We start from the raw sequence: 22,720 nt of genomic DNA, 5'->3' as shown, positions 1-22,720 counted from the left end.
AGTCATCAATAACCAGATGACTTTTTTATTTTTACAGCATGATTATTACAGATACGCATACCCACTTATACAGTGAGTCTTTTGATGAAGATAGAACCGAAATGATGCAACGTGCTTTAAACGCAAACGTAAAACGCTTGTTCGTGCCAGCGATAGACTCTACGTATACAGCTGCTATGTTGCAATTGGAAAAAGACTATCCGGAACACGTTTTTTTAATGATGGGATTACATCCAACACATGTAAAAGAAAATTATAAGGAAGAGTTAGCACACGTGGAAGAGCTGTTACAGCAGCACAAATTCTATGCTGTTGGAGAAATCGGGATTGATTTGTATTGGGATAAGAGCACTTTGGGAATGCAGCAAGACGCCTTTAGGCATCAAATTAAATTAGCAAAACAACACCAATTACCAATCGTCATTCATTGTCGTGAGGCCTTTGATGAAATCTTTGAAATCTTAGAAGAAGAGAAAAGCGATGATTTATTTGGAATCTTTCATTGCTTTACGGGTACAATAGAACAAGCACATCAAGCATTATCCTATAATATGAAATTAGGGATTGGTGGTGTAGCGACGTTTAAAAACGGAAAAATAGATCAGTTTTTAAAAGAAATCGACCTAGAACATATTGTTTTGGAAACCGATGCGCCTTATTTAGCACCAAAGCCTTTCCGCGGTAAGCGAAACGAGAGTAGCTATATCCTAAAGGTTGTAGAAAAACTATCTGAAATCTATACTATTTCCGAAGAAAAAATAGTCGATATTACAACCGAGAATTCAAAAGCTGTTTTTGGAGTTTAAGAAACGAAAACCAAAAAGCTAAAGCTAGAACATGACTAAAACCATTCCAAACATACTCCTTATATATACAGGTGGAACCATAGGTATGATTAAAGATCCTGAAACAGGAGCCTTACGTGCCTTTGATTTCACGAACTTGTTAGACCGCATACCCGAGCTAAAGCTATTAGACTGTAATATTACGACTACCAGTTTTGATCAGCCTATAGACTCCAGCAATATGGAACCAAAATATTGGGTTGCTATTGCAGAGATTATTGAAAAAAACTATAGTACTTGCGATGGGTTTGTTGTGTTGCATGGAAGTGATACGATGAGTTATACAGCTTCAGCCTTGAGTTTTATGCTGGAACATTTGGCAAAACCAGTAGTGTTTACGGGTTCGCAACTACCTATAGGTGATTTGAGAACAGATGCTAAAGAGAATTTAATTACGTCTATTCAAGTGGCATCACTTCAACATTATAATAAACCTGTAATAAAGGAAGTCTGCTTATATTTTGAATATAAATTATACCGTGCAAATAGAACAACTAAAATAAATGCTGAGCATTTTGAAGCCTTTGCCTCATTAAATTATCCTGACTTAGCAGAATCTGGTGTGCATTTAAAGGTTAATAGTGAACGTTTGTTTAAACCAAATGCAAGAAAAGAATTGGTCGTTCACAAGTGTTTAGACGAGAATATAGCCCTGGTTAAGTTGTTTCCTGGTATTTCAGAACGATTACTAGGTTGTATTTTTAACACACCAGGCTTAAAAGGTGTTATCTTAGAAACCTATGGTGCCGGTAATTGTACGACTGAAAAATGGTTTGTAGACTTATTAAAAGAAACCATTACTAGGGGTATACCTATTATAAATGTAACACAATGTTCTGGTGGAAGTGTGATGATGGGACAGTATGAAACAAGTGAAAAACTTAAACGAATTGGATTAATTTCTGGAAAAGACATCACAACTGAGGCTGCTATTTGTAAATTAATGTATTTATTAGGTCAAAATATTGCGCCTAATTTGTTCAAAACCATTTATGAAACGGCATTAAGAGGAGAAATGAGTTAAAATTAACGGTGAAAATTTGAACCTTCGCTTTTTTTTGTTTTTATTTGATGCCAGAATTACCAGTGCTAAAGATTAATTTATAATTAAGATTTTAAATCGATTAATCTAATTTGTATTTTTAATTCCAATTTTTATATCTTTAACACTTTAACTAATTAATAAAACTAAGATCAAAACAAATGAAAAGATTTTTTTCTATCCTAGCCATAGTATTTCTAATGGCATTTGGTACAGCTAATGCAACTACTAATGCAGCAACAGTTGCAACTGCAGTTGTAACAATTCAAAATGATGCAGATGATACAACAGAAGCAGATGCAGTCGAAGACAAAAGTTTTCACCAAGAATTAAAACAACGTTTTATTGAAGGTGGCCCAGGATTCATGGGGATTGTATTATTGTGTTTAATTCTAGGTCTAGCAATTGCTATTGAGAGAATTATCTTTTTAAACCTTTCTACAACGAACACAAAAAAATTAACACAAAATGTAGAAGATGCATTAGAATCAGGAGGAATTGAAGCTGCAAAAGAGGTATGTAGAAATACAAAAGGACCTGTTGCTTCTATTTTTTATCAAGGTTTAGATCGTGCAGATGAAAGTTTAGAATCTGCTGAAAAAGCGGTTGTTGCTTACGGTGGCGTACAAATGGGACAATTGGAGAAAAACGTATCTTGGATTTCTTTATTTATCGCATTAGCACCAATGCTTGGGTTCATGGGTACTGTAATTGGTATGATTCAGGCGTTCGATAAAATTCAATCGGCAGGTGGTATGGATGCAACCTTAGTAGCAGGTGGTATTAAAGTAGCCTTATTAACAACCGTATTCGGACTTATTGTAGCGATTATACTTCAAATTTTTTATAATTATATTATTGCAAAAATTGATAGTATCGTAAATGACATGGAAGATTCTTCTATCACTTTAATGGATATGTTAGCGAGATACAAAAAATAAGGAATTAACTAATTTTAAAAAAAAAAGATTATGCATAAGTTTTTAAAAATAGTTGTAGCCTTACTAAGTTTAGTAGGTATTGTTTCATTATTCCGTATTATCGCGGAGGGTAATGACGGAATGAAAAAGGCATTTGCATCAGGAGACACGACTTTATTTGAGCCAATGGCTTGGGTAGCTTATATAACATTAGCGTTAACATTGGTATTAGTAATATTCTTTGTTTTAAAAGGGTTGTTTACGCATACTGCAACATTAAAGAGCACTTTAATAGGTGTGGGAGTATTCTTAGCTATTTTAGCAATAGCTTATTTAGTGTCTGGTGGTGATGAAAGAGAATATGTTTACAACAATATTAAGGCAACACCAAATGAGTCACAGCTTGTGGGAAGCGGATTAATTGCTTTTTATATTTTAGCTGTTATTGCAGTTTTATCAATGGTATTCACAGGAATTAAAAAAATGATTAAGTAATTATGGCAAGAAGATCAGCACCAGAAGTTAATGCAGGCTCTATGGCTGACATTGCCTTCTTATTACTAATATTCTTTTTAGTAACAACAGATATAGCAACCGATTCTGGTTTAAACAGAAAGTTACCACCTTGGGAGGAAGATACTCCAGAGGAACCAGTAGTTATAAAAGAACGTAATATCTTTACTATTAATGTGAATAGTGCAGATAAGATATTATTGACTCAAAAAGGAGATTCAGAACCTATAGACATAGATAATTTGCGGGCAGAAGCTGTTAAGTTTTTAGATAATGGAGGCGGTAGAGGTGCGGATGCTTGTAAGTACTGTCAAGGTAAAAAAGATCCTAATTCTTCAGATAATTTTGAAAAAGCGGTAATTTCGTTAAGTAATAATCGTTTAACAAAGTACAAAACTTATATTGCTGTACAAAACGAAATTATTGCAGCTTATAACGAGATTAGAAATAGAGAATTCATAAGAGAATATCCTGGTGAAGGCATCAATTTTGTACAAGCGAATGATGAGTATTTAGATCCAGCAACGCAACCTAACAGAAGAGAAAATTTAAAAACAAAACTTGAGGCTATTAAAGAACGTGTGCCTCAAAAATTCTCTGAAGCAGAAACAAAGTAAAGTTTAATTAGATAAAAATAATTTTATGTCTAAATTTAAAAAGAAAAAAGATGGAGGTATACCTCCTATTTCAACAGCATCTTTACCAGATATTGTATTCATGCTTCTGTTTTTCTTCATGGTTGCTACCGTGATTAAAGAAGATAACTTAAAAATCCAAAATAATTTGCCACAGGCAAACCAGATTGAAAAGCTTGATAAAAGAAAGCCTATTAGTTACATCTATATTGGAAAACCTAGTCGTAACTATGTAGATACTTATGGTACGGAAGATAGAATACAGTTAAATGATGCTTTAACGAGCCCTGATGCTGTTCAATCTTTTATTGCAGCCGAAAGAAACGCATTGCCAGAAGAACTAGTGCCGCTTTTAATCGTATCTTTAAAAGTAGACAGAGATGCTAAAATGGGTGCTTTGACAGACGTAAAACAAGAATTGCGTAAAACAAATGCACTTAAAATTAATTATACTACAAAGAAAGGTGATGCGGTTTCAACAAGTCGTAATTAATCTTAAATCTTAATTTTATAGCTTAAAGCGTTTTGTTTTTCAAAACGCTTTTTGTTTTTTTATAACGGAACTTCTTAACGGTATTAGGTTAATATGAAATATGCTTTTCTCTTTGTTTTTTTAATCGTACTCACGCCGAACCTTATGGCACAAGAAACGAATTTAATAAATGATAAGGCTGTAGATTCGTTGTATAAAGAAGATCAATTTTATATTGGGGTTACCTATAACCTCTTAGGAAAAAAGCCTTCTGGGCTATCTCAAAATGGATTTTCAAGCGGGTTTCACTTTGGTTTTATTAAAGACATGCCTTTTAACGAAAGAAGAAATAACGCAATAGGGGTTGGTTTAGGCTTGTCTTTTAATTCCTTTAATCAAAATCTTTTAATTAGTGAGTCTGAAGATAAAATTGAAGACTTTCAAATGATAGATGACGGTGATATTAAGTTTTCAAAAAATAAGTTCTCAATGTATATGTTAGAACTACCAATTGAATACCGATGGAGAACCTCTACACCTTCAGAATATAAATTTTGGCGCATTTATACTGGATTACGAATTGGGTATGTCTTTGCTAGTAGTAGTAAGTTTGAAGGTACGCCCGAGAATGTTAAGTTGTCGAACATTAATGCCTTGAATTCATTACAGTATGGCGCTTCTATTAGTGCTGGCTATAACACGTGGAATTTTTATGTCTATTATGGTTTGAATGCAATCTTTAAAAGCCAAGCGAAAGTAAATACAGAAACGATAGAAGTTAACGCTATTAAAGTAGGTTTGATGTTTTATATCCTTTAAAGCTTAAGTTCAATAAACAAATTTAGTAAAAAATACTAGGTTAGCCGTAGCCACGATTGGTTTTGAAAAAATGTAAATCAAAAAGAACCGATTTATATGCGATAGTACGTCTGTAATGGTTATCACTACATCCAATAGGGCAACAAGAGTAATTGAGGAAAAAAACCAATACAAAAACCAAAGACTAATTCTACGCCAGTGTGTGCTTTTAGATGCAACCTTGAGGTTCCAATAGCACCAGCAATTAAAGCGAATAAGGCTAATGAACCATTTATATTTTTGCTAAAGTGTAATGAAAAACCAATAGCAAACATGAAGACACCAGCAATGGCAATCATGTGAATACTGGCTTTAAATTTTAAAAAGGCCAAAACTAAACAGACTATTGTTGAAATAAGTATGCCTACAAAGAAATAATACAGTTCGATAATTTGGTTTGAAGGCAATACCCGAAGAATAATAAGTACGGTTATGATTAAATTTAGTATTAGCGGAATAATACGTTCTTTAGTTGTTTTTAAATAGATGGAATGTGTTCTCCCTAAAGTTTTTAAGAGAAAGTAAATAAGTATAGGTAACAAAATAGTTAAAATAAATAAAGAAACAAGCTTCGCATTTTCCAATTCTTTAGGAAAGTATCTGGGTGTTTTAGAAAAGTAGAAAATAACACCTAACAAAGGCATAATGATAGGATGAAAAACGAACGAAATACTTTTAAGAAACCAGTTCATTAGAGTTCTTTGCGTAGTCTGGCTACAGGGATGTCTAATTGCTCACGATATTTTGCAACAGTTCTGCGGGCAATAGGGTAGCCTTTTTCTTTTAAAATTTTTGCTAAAGCTTCATCGGTTAACGGTTTCTTTTTACTTTCATCTTCGATAACGGTTTCTAAAATTTTCTTGATCTCTCGGGTAGAGACCTCTTCGCCTTGATCATTGGTCATCGATTCGCTAAAGAACTCTTTAATTAGTTTTGTGCCATAAGGCGTATCAACATATTTACTATTGGCTACACGCGAAACAGTAGAAACATCCATTTCAATTTCATCCGCAATATCTTTTAAAATCATTGGTCTTAGCTTGCGCTCATCACCAGACAAAAAGTATTCTTTTTGATAATGCATGATAGAACTCATGGTAACAAATAAGGTTTGCTGTCGTTGTTTTATAGCCTCTATAAACCATTTTGCAGCATCCAGTTTTTGTTTAATAAACATAACGGCATCTTTTTGGGCTTTTGATTTTTCTTTAGATTCTTTATAGCCTTTTAGCATATTGTTATACTCTCGGGAGACATGCAATTCTGGAGCATTACGACCATTAAGCGTTAATTCTAACTCATTGTCAACGATATTAATAGCAAAATCGGGTACAACATGTTCAACCATTCTCGTGTTTCCTGAGTAGCTTCCACCAGGTTTGGGATTGAGTCTTTCAATTTCGTGAACAGCATCTTTAAGTTGGTCTTCAGTCACATCAAATTTTTGCATCAACTTTTTATAATGCTTTTTGGTGAATTGATCAAAAGCTTTATTGATTATATCTGAGGCTAATGCGATATCTGGATTCTGCTCTTTTCTTTCTAATTGAATACTTAAACATTCCTGCAAATTACGTGCACCAACGCCAGACGGATCTAAATGATGTACTATTTTAAGTACTTTCTCAATTTTATCCTCGGTGGTATAAACGTTTTGAGTAAACGCTAAATCGTCCATAATGTCACTTAATTCACGACGGATATAACCACTTTCGTCAACGCTACCGACTAAAAACTCTGCAATATCACGCTCTTCATCATTTAATCTGTAGGTGTTTAACTGGCTAATTAAATGTTGTGTAAAAGACGTGCCAGAGGCATAAGGAATACTTTTTTCATCATCATCTGCACTGTAGTTATTGACACTGGTTCTGTAGTCTGGAATGTCATCGTCGCTCAGATAATCATCAACATTAATTTCATCGTTTCCTATAGATTCGCTGTCGTCAAAGTCGTCATGGGTATTATCCATGTCTTCATATTCATCAACTTTTTCTTCTTTTCCGGTATCTAGTGCAGGGTTTTCTTCTAATTCTTGCTTTAAACGTTGTTCAAAAGCTTGTGTCGGCAACTGTATCAATTTCATCAATTGAATTTGCTGCGGAGACAATTTCTGCGATAATTTGAACTGTAAGTATTGTTTAAGCATGAATAATTTTTGATTTCATTAAATGTAGTAAAACTATTTAAAAAAACCTCATAGGTTTTTAAAACGAATGAGGTTTATTAATTTTAAAATTCTGCGTTTTGTGGCGTACGCGGATAAGGTATTACATCACGAATGTTGCCCATGCCTGTGGTAAACATCACTAAGCGTTCAAATCCTAGGCCAAAACCAGAATGTACTGCAGTTCCATACTTACGTAAATCTAAATACCACCATAATTCTTCTTCAGGAATATCTAAAACGGCCATCTTCTCTTTTAATACCTCTAAACGTTCTTCACGCTGAGACCCGCCAACAATCTCTCCAATGCCAGGAAATAAAATATCCATGGCCCGAACGGTTTTTCCATCTTCATTTAAACGCATATAAAAGGCTTTAATATTTGCAGGATAGTCAAATAATATTACCGGACATTTAAAATGTTTTTCTACTAGAAAACGTTCATGCTCAGATTGTAAGTCGGCACCCCATTCTTCAATAATATAATTAAATTTCTTTTTCTTGTTTGGTTTTGAATTTCTTAGAATATCTATAGCTTCTGTATAGCTTACGCGCTTGAAGTTGTTTTCGGTAACAAATTTTAGTTTTTCAATTAAACGCATTTCACTGCGCTCTGCCTGAGGTTTTACTTTTTCTTCGTCGAATAAGCGTTGGTCTAAAAATTCTAAATCTTCAGCATTATTTTCAAGGATGTAGGTAATAACAGATTTCATGAAATCTTCAGCTAGATCCATATTTCCTGCTAAATCCATAAACGCAACTTCTGGTTCAATCATCCAGAATTCAGAGAGGTGACGAGAGGTATTTGAATTTTCGGCTCTAAATGTAGGCCCAAAAGTATACACTTTACCTAAAGACATGGCATAGGTTTCGGCTTCTAACTGCCCAGAAACCGTTAGGTTTGTCTCTTTTCCAAAAAAATCTTCCTTATAGTTTACTTCACCATCTTCATTTAAAGGAGGAGTCTTAGCGTCTAAGTTTGTTAAACGAAACATTTCGCCTGCACCTTCTGCATCACTACCCGTAATAATTGGGGTGTGCATATAATAAAAACCGTTTTCGTTAAAGTATTTATGAATGGCAAAGGATAGTGAAGAGCGTAAACGCATAACCGCACTAAAAGTACTGGTTCGGGTACGTAAATGGGCGTTCTCACGCAAAAATTCAAAGGAGTGTTTTTTGGGTTGAATGGGGTAGGTCTCAGGATCACTATCGCCTAAAATTTCAATAGAGCCGACTGCGATTTCTACACTTTGACCTTTACCTTGACTTTCAATTAATTCACCTTTAATATGAACTGCAGCACCCGTTGTAATGCGCTTTAATGTGCCTTCATCTGTGTTTTCAAAATCAACGACACACTGAATATTATTAATTGTAGAACCGTCATTCAAAGCAATAAAACGATTGGCTCTAAATGTTCTCACCCACCCCTTAATATCTACTTCCTGTAGTTTTGTCTCTTTTAATAATTGTGCAACTGTTTTTGTCATCATTTTAATGCTTGTTTTATGGCAAATATAATTAGTTTTTTATTCCGAATCACTTGAAACTTCATCCTCATCTTCATCACCTTCAATTGGAATAATGTTGATAGCTGGTTTTTTTAGAATTTCCTTGTTAGCTATGTTTCGCTCTAATGATAGTAATAAAGACGGTAGGAGTAGTAAGTTTGATAGCATAGCGAATAGTAACGTTACAGAAACTAATGCGCCAAGTGCCACAGTACCACCAAAACTTGAGATGGTAAAGACACTGAAACCAAAGAATAATACGATAGAAGTATAAAACATACTTACGCCAGTTTCACGCAAAGCAGCGTAAACAGATTTTTTAATTTTCCATTTATTGGCTTGTAATTCTTGTCTGTATTTTGCTAAAAAATGGATAGTATCATCTACTGAAATACCAAAGGCAATACTAAACACTAAAATCGTTGATGGCTTTATGGGTACACCTAGATAGCCCATTAAACCAGCAGTAACCACTAAGGGTAATAAATTTGGAATTAATGACACCACAATCATTCTAAACGAACGGAACATATACGCCATAAACAGGGATATAAGCACAATCGCAAGGGTTAGCGATAAGGCGAGGTTTTTAACCAAGTAGGTGGTTCCTTTTTGAAAAACTAAAGCCTTACCAGTCATGGTAACTGCATATTTTTCTTCAGGAAATACCTTGGCAATTTTTTGATTTAAATTTTCTTCAATACGCTCCATTCTATCCGTACCAATATCTTTCATAAAGGTGGTAATACGTGCGTATTGACCTGTAGAGTCTACAAAATTTTGTAGTAGGTCGACCTCACCAGAACTTGAATTTTTAGCAAATGGTAAAATAAAGGCCTCCTCTTGTTTTGTTGGTAATTGGTAGTATTTTGGATTGCCATTATAATAGGCTTGCTTTGAGTATTTAACTAAACTCACAACAGAAATGGGTCTGGAAAGTTCTGGTGTTTCAAGAATTAAATCTTCCAGCTCGTTCATGCGTTTAAGTGTGGTCGCTCGCATCACACCTTTTTTTCTTTTGGTGTCTATCATGATTTCTAATGGCATAATCCCATTAAATTCTTCTTCAAAAAAGCGGATATCACTAAAGAACTCTTCGTTTTTAGGCATGTCTTCAATGAGACTTCCCGAAATTTTAATTTTGTAAATGCCAATCATACATACCACTAAAAGGGCTAGTGCCGTAATGTAAATAGCAATACGTTTGCCACGCACCATGCGCTCGGTCCAATCTACAAAACCACCAATCCAGCGTTTGTTTAAATGCTCTAAATGCCGGTCTTTCGGATAGGGTAAAAAGGTGTAGATTATAGGTATAATTAATAAACATAGTATAAAAATAGCCAGAATACTCAATGAGGCTACAACACCAAACTCTTTTAATAATGTGCTTTCTGTAAAAATAAAAGTGGCAAAGCCAGAAGCCGTAGTGACATTAGTCATTAGAGTTGCATTACCCACCTTAGTAATGACACGCTGCAAAGATTTTACTTTATTCCCATGAGATTTTACCTCATGTTGGTATTTGTTGATGAGAAAAATACAATTTGGGATACCTATAACAATTATTAGTGGTGGGATTAAAGCAGTTAATACGGTGATTTCATATTTTAATAATCCTAAGATACCTAAGGTCCACATCACACCGACACAAACCACAATTAGTGATATAAAAGTGGCACGAAGGGATCTAAAAAATAAGAAGAAAATAAGTGAAGTAACTAACAACGCAGCTCCAACAAATAAGCCAATTTCATCGACAATATTTTGCGCATTTAGCGTTCTAATATAAGGCATTCCAGAAACACGAACGTCCAGGTCGTATTGCGCTTCAAAGGCTGTTATTTTGTCTACCAGATTATTAAAAACAAAATCTTTTCGAGCAGGTGTATTAACGATTTCTTTTTTTAAATAAATAGCCGTTCGTACTGTTTTGGTCTCTTTATTAAAAAGAAAATTGTCATAGAAAGGATACTGTTTAAAAAGCTCATCTTGTAACCTGTCAATTTGCGTCATTGACGTAATTGAATCTTTAATAAAAGGCTCTAAATCAAATTTTTGCGCCTCATTATTTTTAACAAGTTTTTGTAAGTCTTTTATGGAAACAACGGCTTCTACTTCTTTATAATTTCTAAAACTTTCAGAAAGTGCGTTCCAGGCGTTTAACTTCTCTACAGTAAAAAGCGTGCTGTCTTTTACACCAAATACAATTAAATTACCTTCTTCTCCAAAAATGTCTAGAAACTTATTGTATTCAATATTAACTTCATGATCATCAGGTAAAAGATTAGCTTCAGTGTAAGTGAAACGCATGTGTTTCCATTGCGTACTGAATAAAACCGTAATGATAATAAGGCTTAAGAGTATGCCTATTTTATTTCGCAAGATAAGTCTTGCAACGACATCCCAAAATTTAGATTTTTTCTGTTTTGACATTGGCCTTTTAAAGTAGGGGGTAAAGGTATGTAAAACCTATAAAATTACGCTATTAATTTTAAATTTATAATGATATATTAAAGGTGAATTTAAAGGCAATATTATCTTCTTCGCGAGATAAATGGTAGGGACCATATCTGTAGGTTAAACTCAACCCAAAACCGAGAAGTAACTTATTAATTTCAAAACCACTTTCTGTATAGCCTTGTTTTAGGGTGCTAAAACTCACATTTTGATGTCGGCTAACGTTATTCATATTCCCAATAGCGTAACGGGAGATGAGTACTAATTGCGGATTGAATTTTTTTGTAATATGAAACGGTTTAATATAGTGTTTGAAGACAAGGGTGGCGTATCTGTCTGAAAAGAATTCATTAAAATACATGGTCTCAAAGCTGTTGATGCCTGCCACAGAGAAACGCTGTAAAATCGTTTCTTTTCTAATATTATTAGGGTAGGCGTGATATAAATGTGTTAAAGGGGTATCGCCATGGGCAAGTCCAGCTGAAAATGTAGCCACAGAGTAAGAGTCTTCATTATAAATTATTTTATGAATGGTTCTAAAATCTAATTTTGAAAAATTAAAATCGGCACTCAGAACATTCCTAAAACTTTTAGAATATTGAAGAGTAAACTTTGGGTAACCGTCTTTAAGCTCTTTTGTGGTTCCCTCAGCAGTAATTTCATAAGCGCTAAACGGGTTCCATTGTAAGGATGCTTTGGCAGTCGTGGTTTCAAAGGCACCATAAGAGCGATTGTCTAAGACATAATTATAGTCATAGGTCGGCCGGATGTTGCTTACCGCAAATTCTGTTTCAGCCAATAATTTTGGATTGAACTCATGCTCAATGTTTATGGCTGATGTAATGTGTTTATGGAACAAATCAATATTTAATAAGCGCGGTTCAAAGAAGGAGAAAAAACGGCCGTCCGTTAAAAACTCTGAGCTTCCTGTTTCCTGTAAATCATCTTTATAAGACAAGTTTATCCAGGTGTTTGTTTCTGGATGCACTCTAAATCCACCACCTATTTTGTATTTAAACCTGTGGTCTACAAAACCATAAACGAGATACGAATCTATGCGGTACTTTTCTGAAAAATTATCATTAGTAACTCCACCTAATCCCGTTCTAAAACCTTCATATTGATTAAATTTCACAAGGTAGCGTAAATCGAAATTCCATACTTTGGTAGGAAAAAAACCATTACCTATTTGTTTTAATAACACATCGGACTTTGTGCTGTCTTTTTCAGTTTCAGGCGTTTGTGAAATTGTTGATAACGAAAAAAGAAAGAGTACAGTTAAGAGCAGGTGTTTTCGCATATTATTTTGTTAGTTGCGATTTAATAGATTGCGAAAGCACCTCTTGTATATTGGTTCTATACCCTAATTCTTTGAGCACGATTTCCCCTTTTTTGTTAATCACCATACTTGTTGGGTAGCTTTGTACACCATAAATCGTAATGACATTGTTTGCATTAGCAGCAATAGAATAATCGAAAGTTTGTTCTTCTAAAAACTGTTCGACCAGCTCTTTTTTGTTGAAAGTTATGGCTAAAAAAACAACGGGGTCATCTTTAAATTCTTTAACTAAAGCATTTAAATCGGGCATTTCCTGTATGCAAGGCCCACATTTCGTGAACCAAAAATTAAGCACGACCACTTTTCCTTTTAATTCTGAAAGCTTAATAGTCTTATCTTTTAAATCTGAAACAATAAAATCTAAAGCTTTCTCATCTTTTGTGAATTTTGCTTCTGGGTTTTTCTTAACCAAGACCGGAAGATTACTTTTCTTTTTAAACACTACCGTTTTTATTTTGTTAGCGATGTCTACATAAAATAATGGTTTGTACTCTGGATTAGTCATCAATTTTATTTGCGACATTGGCAAAATTTCGCCCTGTTCATTAAAGAGTATCACATCTGTTGATATCATAATTTGCATGGTTTTAACCTGCTCATCAGACAGCAGCTGTTGATTTTCCGGAATGAATGTGTAGTCTTGAGCGTTGCTTATAAATGAAAATAAAAACGCACAATAAATACAGATGAATTTAAAATAGCACATAATATTATAAAACATAAAGCTAAGTGTTATTGATATAAAAAAAGCGACAATTAAGTCGCTTTTAACGTTTAAACCGTCATAATCTCTGCATCTTTATTTGCGAACAGCTCGTCGATACGTTTTACAGCTTTGTCTGTTAATTCCTGAACATCTGCTTCGGCATTTTTCTGAAGATCTTCAGAGGCATCCTCTAATTTTTTTATGTCATTATTGGCATCTTTTCTGGCATTACGCACACCTACCTTAGCGTCTTCAGCTTCTGCTTTTGCTTGTTTTGCTAACTGCAATCTGCGTTCTTCAGTTAAAGGCGGCACATTAATGATTAAAAGTTCGCCATTATTCATAGGATTAAAGCCTAAATTAGCAATTAAAATGGCTTTTTCTATAGGTTGAATCATGTTTTTTTCCCAAGGCTGTATAGTAATCGTTCTCCCGTCTGGAGTATTCACGTTTGCTATTTGGCTTAGTGGTGTTTGCGAACCGTAATAATCGACCATAACGCTTCCTAGCATTGCTGGACTGGCTTTACCCGCTCGAATGTTTACAAACTGTTTTTTTAGGTGCACGATAGCACTGTCCATGGCTTCTTTTGTACTGTCTATTATAAATTGAATGTCGTCGTTCATTATTGATTTTTTTTTTTATTACGAGTTAGCTTTATTCAAGAATTAAGCCAAAATTAAATCGAAGCAAACTAATGCTTAAAGCGGTTATGCCGGGCTCAGTCGCGATGTATTCTCTAATTTTAATACTAATTTAGTCAATTTTAAAAATTGAGCAAAATTTGTACTAATTTTAAATGCTATTTTGCTTTGCCATGCTAAGAGCAATGGAAACGCAACGATAGTTTTATTTTAATCTTTATTTGAATTTATAATTCCCAAGCTTCTTGCCTGTTTAGGAAGTGGTTACAAACTTACCTGAGTTCCAATATTTTCACCACAAACAACTTTCATTAAATTACCTCTGGTATTCATATCGAATACGATTATTGGCAATTCGTTTTCTTGACTCAGGGTAAAAGCAGTAGTGTCCATTACTTTTAATCCTTTTCTTAAGACATCATCAAAAGTGATATGCTCAAATTTTATAGCTTTGTCATCTTTTTCTGGGTCTACATTGTAAATACCATCCACTCGTGTTCCTTTTAAGATAACATCGGCTTGAATTTCTATTGCTCTTAAAACGGCTGCAGAATCAGTGGTGAAATAAGGGTTTCCTGTACCACCTCCAAAAATCACGACACGCCCTTTGGTTAAGTGACTCATCGCTTTTCTTCTAATAAAAGGCTCTGCCACTTCATTTATTTTAATAGCGCTTTGCAAGCGTGTTTTTACACCAGCATCTTCTAGTGCATTTTGTAAGGCTAAACCGTTAATAACTGTTGCGAGCATGCCCATATGGTCACCTTGAACACGGTCCATACCATTCATGGCACCGGCAACACCTCTAAAAATATTGCCACCACCAATCACGATAGCGACTTCAATACCTTTCTCGGTAACGGCCTTAATGTCTTCTGCATATTCAGATAAACGTTGGGGGTCGATACCATATTGGCGGTCTCCCATTAGGGCTTCACCAGATAGTTTTAGGAGAATTCTTTTGTATTTCATAGAAAATAAGCTGTAACAACGGTTCATAAGATTCCCGTTCTTATGGGAACTGGGAACAAAGGTTTTGCAAAACTAAGTGTTTTTCAGCATAAAAAAAACCACTAACTCTAAAAAGAGTATAGTGGTTTTGATGCATTTAATTTTTTTTTAAAATTTCCGTCTTCATGGAAATGAAAAAAATAATGTTCTATCCTAAAGACACACGTTTAAAAGCGGTTACTTCAACGTTCTTAGACGCTACGTAATCTGCAACAGTCATTTTATCATCTTTAATAAACTTCTGATCTAATAAACATTGTTCTTGATCTAAAGTTGTATTATCTGAAATAAAACGTTCCATTTTTCCTGGTAAAATTTTATCCCAAATTTGTTCTGGCTTACCTTCAGCTTTTAACTCTGCTTTGGCATCTGCTTCAGCTTGAGCGATAACTTCAGGTGTTAATTGTGCCATAGAAATGTATTTTGGTACATTCTTCAACGTTTTTCCTAAACGGCCTAACTCGATGTTATCTTTTTCAATAACAGCAATTCTTGCTTCCGTTTCATTAGCGATATAAGCAGCATCAAAATCTTTGTAAGACAAAGAGGTTGCTCCCATAGAAGCCACTTGCATTGCTACATCTTTAGCTACTGTTTCGTTTGCTTCAGTTAAACCTACTAAAGCGCCAATTTTATTAATGTGAACATAAGAACCAACATAAGGAGCTTCTAATTTTTCAAACGCGTTGATTTCTAATTTTTCACCTACAACACCAGTTTGCTCAACTAGTTTTTCGGCAACGGTTATACCGCCAAAATCAGACGCTAAGAAATCTTCTAGAGTATCATAGTTGATTGCTTTCTCAACAAATTCATTTGCTAAGGCAACAAAAGATTCGTTTTTACCAACGAAATCTGTTTCACAACCTAATACGATAGTAACACCAACGGTATTACTGTCGTTAATTTTTGCTACAGCAGCACCTTCGCTAGAATCACGATCGGCTCTTTTTTCTGCTACTTTTTGACCTTTTTTACGTAATACGTCGATTGCTTTGTCAAAATCACCTTCAGCCTCTACTAAAGCTTTTTTGCAATCCATCATACCTGCACCAGTCGCTTTTCTTAATTTGTTTACTTCTGCTGCTGAAATTTTTACTTCACTCATAGTAAATATAATTTAAAAAAGTCGTTCAATTAATTTCTGTTAAGAAAGAACCAAACGACTTTAATTGTAATTGTTTTATGTTTTATTCTTCTTCGTTAGCTGCCTTTGCAGTTTTAGCTTCAGACTTTGCTGGTTTTTCAGCTTTGTCTTCGGTCTTATCTGCTTTTTTAGCTTTAGCTTCAGATTTGCCTTCAGACTTATCTGCTTTTTCAGCTTTACGCTCATTTAATCCACCAGTTATAGCTTCAGTAACGTGCGTTAAAATTTTATCGATTGATTTAGAAGCATCATCATTTGATGGAATTACGTAATCTACTTGACGTGGATCAGAGTTCGTATCGACCATTGCAAAAATAGGAATGTTTAATTTCTGTGCTTCTTTAATCGCGATATGCTCACGTTTAATATCTACAACAAACAAGGCTGCTGGAAGACGGGTCATGTCTACAATAGAACCTAAGTTCTTTTCTAGTTTCGCTCTTAAACGATCTACTTGTAAACGCTCTTTTTTAGATAAGGTTAAAAAAGTACCGTCTTTTTTCATTCTATCAATAGTAGCCATCTTTTTGATTGCTTTTCTAATAGTAACGAAGTTGGTTAACATTCCGCCTGGCCATCTTTCAGTAATGAAAGGCATGTTAATACCACCTGCTTTTTCAGCGACAATGTCTTTTGCTTGTTTTTTTGTAGCAACAAATAAGATTTTACGACCAGAGGCTGCGATTTTTGCTAACGCATCTCCAGCTTCTTCCATCTTAGCTGCTGTTTTGTATAGGTTTATAATATGGATGCCGTTACGCTCCATATATACGTAAGGCGCCATGTTTGGATCCCACTTACGTGTAAGGTGACCGAAGTGTACACCTGCTTCAAGTAATTCTTTTACTTCTACTGCCATTTTGTAATAGTTTACGTTCTGTTGAATTAGCAATAACTAAGTGGTCATTTTACAAATCGCCTTAATTATTTAGATGCTAGACTAAATCCTGTTTTTACACTAGGACAACAATAACTGTTTATTTTTTTGTTTTAGTAAGGAATTGAATGCTTCAACTGCAAAGAGCTTAACACCATTCCAAAACTTGGTATTAACGTTTCGAGAATTGGAATTTCTTACGCGCTTTCTTCTGTCCGAATTTCTTACGCTCCACCATTCTTGGATCTCTTGTTAATAATCCTTCTGGTTTAAGGATGCCTCTGTTTTCGTCATTTAACTCACACATTGCACGAGAAATTGCTAAACGTATAGCTTCTGCTTGACCAGTAATACCCCCTCCAAATACGTTTACAGTAATGTCAAAAGTTTCCTCGTTGCCAGTTAATACTAACGGTTGGTTCACTTTGTACTGTAACGTAGCTGTATCGAAGTAGTCTTTAATGTCTTTTTTGTTAATCGTGATGTTTCCTTTACCTTCTTTAAGGTAAACACGAGCAACAGCCGTTTTACGACGACCAATTTTATGTAATACTTCCATTACTTAAATTCGTTTAAGTTAATTGTTTTAGGCTTTTGAGCTTCGTGAGCGTGCTTAGTACCTGTAACAACAGTTAAATTTCTAAAAAGAGCTGCGCCTAATTTGTTCTTAGGTAACATGCCTTTTACAGATTTCTCTACTAATCTTGACGGATCTTTTCCGAACAATTCAGTAGCAGTTAGACTTCTTTGACCACCTGGGTAACCTGTGTGACGAATGTACGTTTTGTCGTTCCACTTGTTTCCTGATAAGTTGATTTTTTCTGAATTGATAACAATGACGTTATCTCCACAATCAACATGTGGTGTGAAGCTTGGCTTGTGCTTTCCTCTTAAAAGTTTTGCAACTTGAGTGCACATACGCCCTAATGTTTGACCATCAGCATCTATTAAAACCCACTGCTTATCAACAGTAGCTTTATTAGCCGAAATGGTTTTGTAGCTTAATGTATCCACGTTATTAAATAAATTTTTAACCTGTGTAGTACAGGTTGATTAAACATTCCTCTCTCAAAAAGAGTTTGCAAATTTACGACAATCTTCTTGATTACCAAATAGTATGCGGTATTTTATTTGATAACTTTGTTGATATGTTTTTAACGATTGTTAATGACGCCTGAAATTGAAAAATCAAGTGTTTATAAGGCTTATATTTTGTTCATTACGCAGCAAGATAAGTAAACAGAAGTGCTTTTGATACCCTCTTGATCTTAATTTACAGTTATAAAGGGAATGGCACTAATAGGTAAAAAGTAGTGTTCTTAGTTGTTAAAATATATGCTAAAGCCTTTAATAATAATGCTTAGGAGTCTTTTTTTGACTATTTTTGCGGCGTTATGGAAGAATTAAAATTATCAAGTTGGTTGCCTACCACTAATAAAGAGGTTAAAATACGAGGTTGGGAAGCACTGGACGTCATCCTTTTTAGTGGTGATGCTTATGTGGATCATCCTTCTTTTGGTCCTGCCGTTATTGGGCGGATATTAGAAAGTTATGGGTTACGCGTCGCTATTGTGCCGCAACCCAATGTGAATGATAATCTTCAGGATTTTGTTAAAATGGGTAATCCAAAATTATTTTTTGGAGTTACAGGGGGTTGCATGGATCCCATGCTTAGCAATTATAATGCGAATAAAAAAAGAAGAGATAAAGATGCGTATACGCCAAATGGAGACATTGGATTTAGACCAGATTACGCAACAACTGTTTACTCAAATATTTTAAAAGAAAAGTGGCCAGATACGCCAATTTTAATTGGTGGTATTGAAGCCTCATTGCGTCGTGTTACCCATTACGATTATTGGAGTGATAGGTTGATGCCTACCATTTTAGAAAGTTCTAAAGCCGATATGTTGGTTTATGGGATGGGAGAACAACCCTTGCGTGAAGTCGTACGTTTATTGCAAAAAGGCGTGCCTTTTTCTAGTATAACCACTGTTAAACAAACTGCCGTTTTAGTAAACAGCGATGCAAAAATACCTAAAAATAGTAATTGGGAAGATGTTGAAATCGCTTCGCATGAAGTCTGTTTAAAGGATAAGAAAAAATATGCTTCTAACTTTAAGGTCATTGAACAAGAATCTAATAAGTTAGCCGCAAGACGTATTTTTCAGAAAGTTGGCGATAAAACGCTAATGATAAATCCGCCGTATCCAACCATGACCGAAGACGAAATTGATGCGTCTTTCGAGTTGCCTTATACAAGACTACCACACCCAAAATATAATAAGCGTGGTCCAATTCCTGCTTATGAAATGATTAAGTTTTCTATAAATATCCATCGTGGGTGTTTTGGAGGCTGTAGTTTTTGTACCATATCTGCACATCAAGGTAAATTTATTGCCTCTCGTAGTCAAGAATCTATATTGCGTGAAGTCGATACTGTTGCAAATATGCCTGATTTTAAAGGCTATTTGTCAGATATTGGTGGCCCGAGTGCCAACATGTATAAAATGAAAGGAAAAGTACAATCTATATGCGATAAGTGTGTTGCGCCAAGTTGTATTTCACCGGTAATCTGTAGTAATTTAGATACCTCACATAAACCTTTAACCGATTTGTACCGGGCCGTTGACAGTCACCCAAAAGTAAAAAAATCTTTTATTGGTAGTGGTATTCGTCACGATATGTTAGTGCCAGAATTTAATAAAAATGCAGACCCTAAAGAGTTAGACGATTATACGGAAGAAGTGATGACGAAGCATGTGTCTGGCCGACTTAAAGTAGCGCCAGAACATACCAGTGATCCCGTTTTAAAACTCATGCGCAAGCCTTCGTTTACCTATTTCCATAAGTTTAAAGAACGGTTTGATAAAATTAATATAGCGAAAAATTTAAAGCTTCAATTAATACCCTACTTTATATCTAATCACCCAGCATGTGAGGTGGAAGACATGGCAAATTTAGCCGCTGAAACTAAAGATATGGGTTTCCAGTTGGAGCAAGTGCAGGGCTTTACACCAACACCAATGACGGTGGCAACTGTAATTTATTATAGTGGTTACCATCCGTATACCCTTAAAAAAGTAAATACGCCTATCACCCGAAAGGAAAAAGACGAACAACACCGTTTTTTCTTCTGGTATAAAGAGGAGAATAAAGAGTGGATTAAAAAAACCTTAAATAAATTAGGGCGTGAAGATCTTTTAAAAGTGCTGCTTCCAGAAAAAACCGAAAAGTGGCGTAAAAATAAGCCTAAAGGTGACACGAAGAATACGTACGATGATGCTATTCCTTTTAATAGAAGAAAAGATAAGGCTACTTTTAAAAGTAAAAAGAAAAGACGCTAATAGCTTATATTTATAAATCAGTTGTCAATTTGTAATTTACTTATTTTATATTCGCTTATTATTGATCCTTTTCTATGAATATTATTGGAATTTCTTGTTTTTATCATGATGCCGCAGCCTGTTTAATACAGAACGGTAAATTACTTTCTGCGGCACAAGAAGAACGGTTTTCTAGAATTAAGCACGATAAGTCTTTTCCTATTAAAACTATAGCGTTTTGCTTAGAGGCTAATAATCTTTCAATCTCAGATATTGATTTGATTGTATTTTATGAAAAACCATTTATTAAGTTTGACCGCATTATAAACACACTATTAAATCAAGCACCATTTACCTTTAGTCTATTTAGAAGCACATTAATGTCTTGGTTAAAAAGCAAGCTCTGGGTATCAAGTATTATAAAAGAAGAGTTAAATTATAATGGAGAGATCATTTATAGTGAACACCATGAAGCTCATGCAGCCGGGAGTTTTTTTACCTCTCCGTTTGAAGAAGCTGTAATTATAACTATTGATGGCGTAGGAGAAAAAGCGTGTACGTCTATTTCAATTGGAAAAGATAATAGAATAGACATTATAAAGGAACAACATTACCCGCACTCAATAGGACTACTGTACTCGGCATTTACTCAATATTGTGGTTTTAAAGTTAATTCGGGTGAGTATAAATTAATGGGATTAGCCCCTTACGGAAAGCCTATTTATAAGCAACTCATATTAGAGAAAATTGTTACTTATGATGACTCGGGTTTAGTTCATTTGGATTTAACTTATTTCTCTTTTGAAAAAGGAACATCTACAATAAACTCAAAATTTTGTAAACTTTTTGGAAGAAAACAAAGGGATTTAGATGATAAAATGGAAGATTTTTATTGTGACATTGCTTCTTCAATTCAAGCAGTTATTGAAGATATTATTTGCACAATATTAACGCACGCTAAAGCATTAACAGGCTTAAATAACCTATGTCTTTCTGGTGGTGTTGCCTTAAACTGTAAGGCAAACGGGTCACTTTTAGGGAAAGGTATATTCGAGAATATTTGGGTTCAGCCAGCCTCTGGTGATTCGGGGTGTTCTGTAGGAGCAGCATACATTGGCTGGAATCATTATTTAAAAAAAGAGCGAGTTTATTTAAAAAATTCTTTAATTGATCAAGCCTACTTAGGGTCTTCATACAACAATGAAGCTATAGAAAAGTGTTTGATTTCCTATAATCTAACTTATGTGAAATTAGATACTGTTATGCTTTGTGACACCGTTGCTTCTGCTTTACAACAAAAACAAATTGTAGGCTGGTTTCAAGATGAAATGGAATTTGGTCCAAGAGCTTTAGGACATAGAAGCATATTGGCGAGTCCTTTATTTGAAGACATGAAGAAACATGTTAATTTAAATATTAAATTTAGAGAGGGTTTTAGACCATTCGCTCCTATTGTACTTGAAGAAGATTGTAACGATTGGTTTGATATGAAAGAGATTCTTTCAAAATACATGTTGTTTACCGTTAAGAGTGATAAAAAAAATGAAATTCCATCGTGTATTCATGAAGATAATACGGCAAGAGTTCAGACTCTAAACAGAGAAGAAAATGTGCTGTTACATGAATTAATCACTAACTTTAAATCAAAAACAGGTTGTCCTGTTTTAATTAATACGTCGTTTAATGTAAGGGGAGAACCTATTGTTGAATCACCATTAGATGGTTTAAGATGTTTCTTTCACACAAAAATGGATCTATTGGTTTTAGGGAATTTTGTTTTAACAAAATCAGATAATGTGAAGGTAGATGAGCGATTAATTGTAAATCAAAGCTATGAGTTGGATTAAAACTACTTTAATAAAGACGCTAATAACCAGTAGGTTCTCAAATAAACAAAAGGAGTTTGGCTATTTGTTGTCCACGGTACTTTTTATTGCTTTAGGATTGTCAATTTATAAAAATGGTTTTCTATTAAATCAAACTCAAATTTTTATTACTAGTGGTCTCGTTTTAATTTTACTGTTTACTTTTACTATACGGCGCATTTTCTTACCCTTTTTGTTTTTATGGTTGTTAATTGGTGAATTTCTTGGTATTATCACGAGTTTCTTAGTTATGGCTGTTGTTTACTTTATGCTTTTTTCACCTATTGCTCTTATGATAAGATGTTTTAGAAGAGAAAAAACGTATCAAGCCGAATGGAAAATGGTGACTAGAAAAATAGATTACAAAAAATTAAGTTAA

22 protein-coding genes are annotated in these 22,720 nt (G+C 34.5%); 10 read left to right on the top strand and 12 right to left on the bottom strand.

The genetic code is table 11. The features are described from left to right. Nucleotides 1-38 precede the first annotated feature (38 nt). From GQ46_RS08290 to GQ46_RS08260, 7 genes are all read left to right on the top strand, one after another. A complete protein-coding gene (locus GQ46_RS08290; protein WP_044400435.1) occupies nucleotides 39-806 on the top strand; it encodes a TatD family hydrolase in 768 nt (255 codons plus the stop codon). Between the two features lie 31 nt (nucleotides 807-837). Next, complete coding sequence (locus GQ46_RS08285) at nucleotides 838-1,869, top strand: asparaginase (protein ID WP_044400432.1); 1,032 nt, start codon at nucleotides 838-840, stop codon at nucleotides 1,867-1,869. Between the two features lie 179 nt (nucleotides 1,870-2,048). Beyond that, nucleotides 2,049-2,828, top strand: a complete 780-nt coding sequence (locus GQ46_RS08280) for a MotA/TolQ/ExbB proton channel family protein (RefSeq protein ID WP_044400430.1) — start codon at nucleotides 2,049-2,051, stop codon at nucleotides 2,826-2,828. Nucleotides 2,829-2,858: 30 nt separating this feature from the next. Beyond that, nucleotides 2,859-3,302, top strand: a complete 444-nt coding sequence (locus GQ46_RS08275; RefSeq protein WP_044400427.1) for a membrane protein — start codon at nucleotides 2,859-2,861, stop codon at nucleotides 3,300-3,302. 2 nt (nucleotides 3,303-3,304) lie between these two features. Then, on the top strand, nucleotides 3,305-3,937 hold the full coding sequence (locus tag GQ46_RS08270) for a biopolymer transporter ExbD (protein WP_044400424.1): 633 nt from the start codon (nucleotides 3,305-3,307) through the stop codon (nucleotides 3,935-3,937). 25 nt (nucleotides 3,938-3,962) lie between these two features. Beyond that, nucleotides 3,963-4,448, top strand: coding sequence for a biopolymer transporter ExbD (locus tag GQ46_RS08265; protein ID WP_044400421.1), 486 nt, complete (start codon nucleotides 3,963-3,965; stop codon nucleotides 4,446-4,448). 144 nt (nucleotides 4,449-4,592) lie between these two features. Continuing rightward, complete coding sequence (locus GQ46_RS08260; RefSeq protein WP_231567339.1) at nucleotides 4,593-5,246, top strand: porin family protein; 654 nt, start codon at nucleotides 4,593-4,595, stop codon at nucleotides 5,244-5,246. Between the two features lie 125 nt (nucleotides 5,247-5,371). On the opposite strand, the gene GQ46_RS08255 is transcribed toward GQ46_RS08260, so the two are convergent. The 12 genes from GQ46_RS08255 to rplM form a co-directional block, all read right to left on the bottom strand. Beyond that, on the bottom strand, nucleotides 5,372-5,977 hold the full coding sequence (locus GQ46_RS08255; protein ID WP_044400415.1) for a hypothetical protein: 606 nt from the start codon (nucleotides 5,975-5,977) through the stop codon (nucleotides 5,372-5,374). Next, complete coding sequence (gene rpoN, locus GQ46_RS08250) at nucleotides 5,977-7,434, bottom strand: RNA polymerase factor sigma-54 (RefSeq protein WP_044400413.1); 1,458 nt, start codon at nucleotides 7,432-7,434, stop codon at nucleotides 5,977-5,979. Before rpoN ends, GQ46_RS08255 begins: the two co-directional genes overlap by 1 nt. An 83-nt stretch (nucleotides 7,435-7,517) precedes the next feature. After that, nucleotides 7,518-8,948, bottom strand: a complete 1,431-nt coding sequence (asnS, locus tag GQ46_RS08245) for an asparagine--tRNA ligase (RefSeq protein WP_044400410.1) — start codon at nucleotides 8,946-8,948, stop codon at nucleotides 7,518-7,520. Between the two features lie 36 nt (nucleotides 8,949-8,984). Beyond that, nucleotides 8,985-11,402 carry an RND family transporter gene (locus GQ46_RS08240; RefSeq protein ID WP_044400407.1) on the bottom strand — a complete coding sequence of 806 codons (2,418 nt, stop codon included), beginning with the start codon at nucleotides 11,400-11,402 and terminating at the stop codon, nucleotides 8,985-8,987. A 64-nt stretch (nucleotides 11,403-11,466) separates the two neighbouring features. After that, nucleotides 11,467-12,726: a DUF5686 family protein gene (locus tag GQ46_RS08235; protein WP_044400403.1), complete on the bottom strand. Its 1,260-nt coding sequence runs from the start codon at nucleotides 12,724-12,726 to the stop codon at nucleotides 11,467-11,469. Nucleotide 12,727: 1 nt separating this feature from the next. Next, nucleotides 12,728-13,486 carry a peroxiredoxin gene (locus tag GQ46_RS17130; RefSeq protein WP_052503435.1) on the bottom strand — a complete coding sequence of 253 codons (759 nt, stop codon included), beginning with the start codon at nucleotides 13,484-13,486 and terminating at the stop codon, nucleotides 12,728-12,730. A 53-nt stretch (nucleotides 13,487-13,539) separates the two neighbouring features. Beyond that, a complete protein-coding gene (gene frr, locus GQ46_RS08225) occupies nucleotides 13,540-14,097 on the bottom strand; it encodes a ribosome recycling factor (protein WP_044400400.1) in 558 nt (185 codons plus the stop codon). Between the two features lie 282 nt (nucleotides 14,098-14,379). Continuing rightward, entirely contained in the window at nucleotides 14,380-15,087 is a 708-nt protein-coding gene (pyrH, locus tag GQ46_RS08220) for a UMP kinase (protein ID WP_044400396.1), read from the bottom strand. 187 nt (nucleotides 15,088-15,274) lie between these two features. Next, on the bottom strand, nucleotides 15,275-16,234 hold the full coding sequence (gene tsf / locus GQ46_RS08215; protein WP_044400393.1) for a translation elongation factor Ts: 960 nt from the start codon (nucleotides 16,232-16,234) through the stop codon (nucleotides 15,275-15,277). 82 nt (nucleotides 16,235-16,316) lie between these two features. Further along, entirely contained in the window at nucleotides 16,317-17,132 is an 816-nt protein-coding gene (gene rpsB / locus GQ46_RS08210; protein WP_044400390.1) for a 30S ribosomal protein S2, read from the bottom strand. A gap of 190 nt (nucleotides 17,133-17,322) precedes the next feature. Then, a complete protein-coding gene (gene rpsI / locus GQ46_RS08205) occupies nucleotides 17,323-17,709 on the bottom strand; it encodes a 30S ribosomal protein S9 (protein ID WP_044400387.1) in 387 nt (128 codons plus the stop codon). Beyond that, nucleotides 17,709-18,164, bottom strand: a complete 456-nt coding sequence (rplM, locus tag GQ46_RS08200; protein WP_044400384.1) for a 50S ribosomal protein L13 — start codon at nucleotides 18,162-18,164, stop codon at nucleotides 17,709-17,711. The genes rpsI and rplM overlap by 1 nt, the downstream gene beginning before the upstream one ends. 380 nt (nucleotides 18,165-18,544) lie before the next feature. Between rplM and GQ46_RS08195 the strand changes: the two genes are divergently transcribed. The 3 genes from GQ46_RS08195 to GQ46_RS08185 all read left to right on the top strand — a co-directional run bounded on the left by GQ46_RS08195 (nucleotide 18,545) and on the right by GQ46_RS08185 (nucleotide 22,720). After that, on the top strand, nucleotides 18,545-20,497 hold the full coding sequence (locus GQ46_RS08195; protein WP_044400380.1) for a YgiQ family radical SAM protein: 1,953 nt from the start codon (nucleotides 18,545-18,547) through the stop codon (nucleotides 20,495-20,497). A 74-nt stretch (nucleotides 20,498-20,571) separates the two neighbouring features. After that, entirely contained in the window at nucleotides 20,572-22,323 is a 1,752-nt protein-coding gene (locus GQ46_RS08190; protein ID WP_044400377.1) for a carbamoyltransferase, read from the top strand. Then, nucleotides 22,310-22,720, top strand: coding sequence for a hypothetical protein (locus tag GQ46_RS08185; RefSeq protein WP_044400374.1), 411 nt, complete (start codon nucleotides 22,310-22,312; stop codon nucleotides 22,718-22,720). The genes GQ46_RS08190 and GQ46_RS08185 overlap by 14 nt, the downstream gene beginning before the upstream one ends.

This window comes from Lacinutrix sp. Hel_I_90 (genome assembly GCF_000934685.1).
In the GTDB taxonomy this organism is placed as follows: Bacteria; Bacteroidota; Bacteroidia; order Flavobacteriales; family Flavobacteriaceae; genus Lacinutrix.
Note: the sequence above shows the minus strand (reverse complement) of the source record. Positions and strands in the feature narration are given on the sequence as shown.

Coding starts and splice junctions, on each gene's coding strand:
- GQ46_RS08290 (WP_044400435.1), top strand. CDS start 39: ATGATTATTACAGATACGCATACCCACTTATACAGTGAGTCTTTTGAT.
- GQ46_RS08285 (WP_044400432.1), top strand. CDS start 838: ATGACTAAAACCATTCCAAACATACTCCTTATATATACAGGTGGAACC.
- GQ46_RS08280 (WP_044400430.1), top strand. CDS start 2,049: ATGAAAAGATTTTTTTCTATCCTAGCCATAGTATTTCTAATGGCATTT.
- GQ46_RS08275 (WP_044400427.1), top strand. CDS start 2,859: ATGCATAAGTTTTTAAAAATAGTTGTAGCCTTACTAAGTTTAGTAGGT.
- GQ46_RS08270 (WP_044400424.1), top strand. CDS start 3,305: ATGGCAAGAAGATCAGCACCAGAAGTTAATGCAGGCTCTATGGCTGAC.
- GQ46_RS08265 (WP_044400421.1), top strand. CDS start 3,963: ATGTCTAAATTTAAAAAGAAAAAAGATGGAGGTATACCTCCTATTTCA.
- GQ46_RS08260 (WP_231567339.1), top strand. CDS start 4,593: ATGGCACAAGAAACGAATTTAATAAATGATAAGGCTGTAGATTCGTTG.
- GQ46_RS08255 (WP_044400415.1), bottom strand. CDS start 5,977: ATGAACTGGTTTCTTAAAAGTATTTCGTTCGTTTTTCATCCTATCATT.
- rpoN (WP_044400413.1), bottom strand. CDS start 7,434: ATGCTTAAACAATACTTACAGTTCAAATTATCGCAGAAATTGTCTCCG.
- asnS (WP_044400410.1), bottom strand. CDS start 8,948: ATGATGACAAAAACAGTTGCACAATTATTAAAAGAGACAAAACTACAG.
- GQ46_RS08240 (WP_044400407.1), bottom strand. CDS start 11,402: ATGTCAAAACAGAAAAAATCTAAATTTTGGGATGTCGTTGCAAGACTT.
- GQ46_RS08235 (WP_044400403.1), bottom strand. CDS start 12,726: ATGCGAAAACACCTGCTCTTAACTGTACTCTTTCTTTTTTCGTTATCA.
- GQ46_RS17130 (WP_052503435.1), bottom strand. CDS start 13,486: ATGTTTTATAATATTATGTGCTATTTTAAATTCATCTGTATTTATTGT.
- frr (WP_044400400.1), bottom strand. CDS start 14,097: ATGAACGACGACATTCAATTTATAATAGACAGTACAAAAGAAGCCATG.
- pyrH (WP_044400396.1), bottom strand. CDS start 15,087: ATGAAATACAAAAGAATTCTCCTAAAACTATCTGGTGAAGCCCTAATG.
- tsf (WP_044400393.1), bottom strand. CDS start 16,234: ATGAGTGAAGTAAAAATTTCAGCAGCAGAAGTAAACAAATTAAGAAAA.
- rpsB (WP_044400390.1), bottom strand. CDS start 17,132: ATGGCAGTAGAAGTAAAAGAATTACTTGAAGCAGGTGTACACTTCGGT.
- rpsI (WP_044400387.1), bottom strand. CDS start 17,709: ATGGAAGTATTACATAAAATTGGTCGTCGTAAAACGGCTGTTGCTCGT.
- GQ46_RS08195 (WP_044400380.1), top strand. CDS start 18,545: ATGGAAGAATTAAAATTATCAAGTTGGTTGCCTACCACTAATAAAGAG.
- GQ46_RS08190 (WP_044400377.1), top strand. CDS start 20,572: ATGAATATTATTGGAATTTCTTGTTTTTATCATGATGCCGCAGCCTGT.
- GQ46_RS08185 (WP_044400374.1), top strand. CDS start 22,310: ATGAGTTGGATTAAAACTACTTTAATAAAGACGCTAATAACCAGTAGG.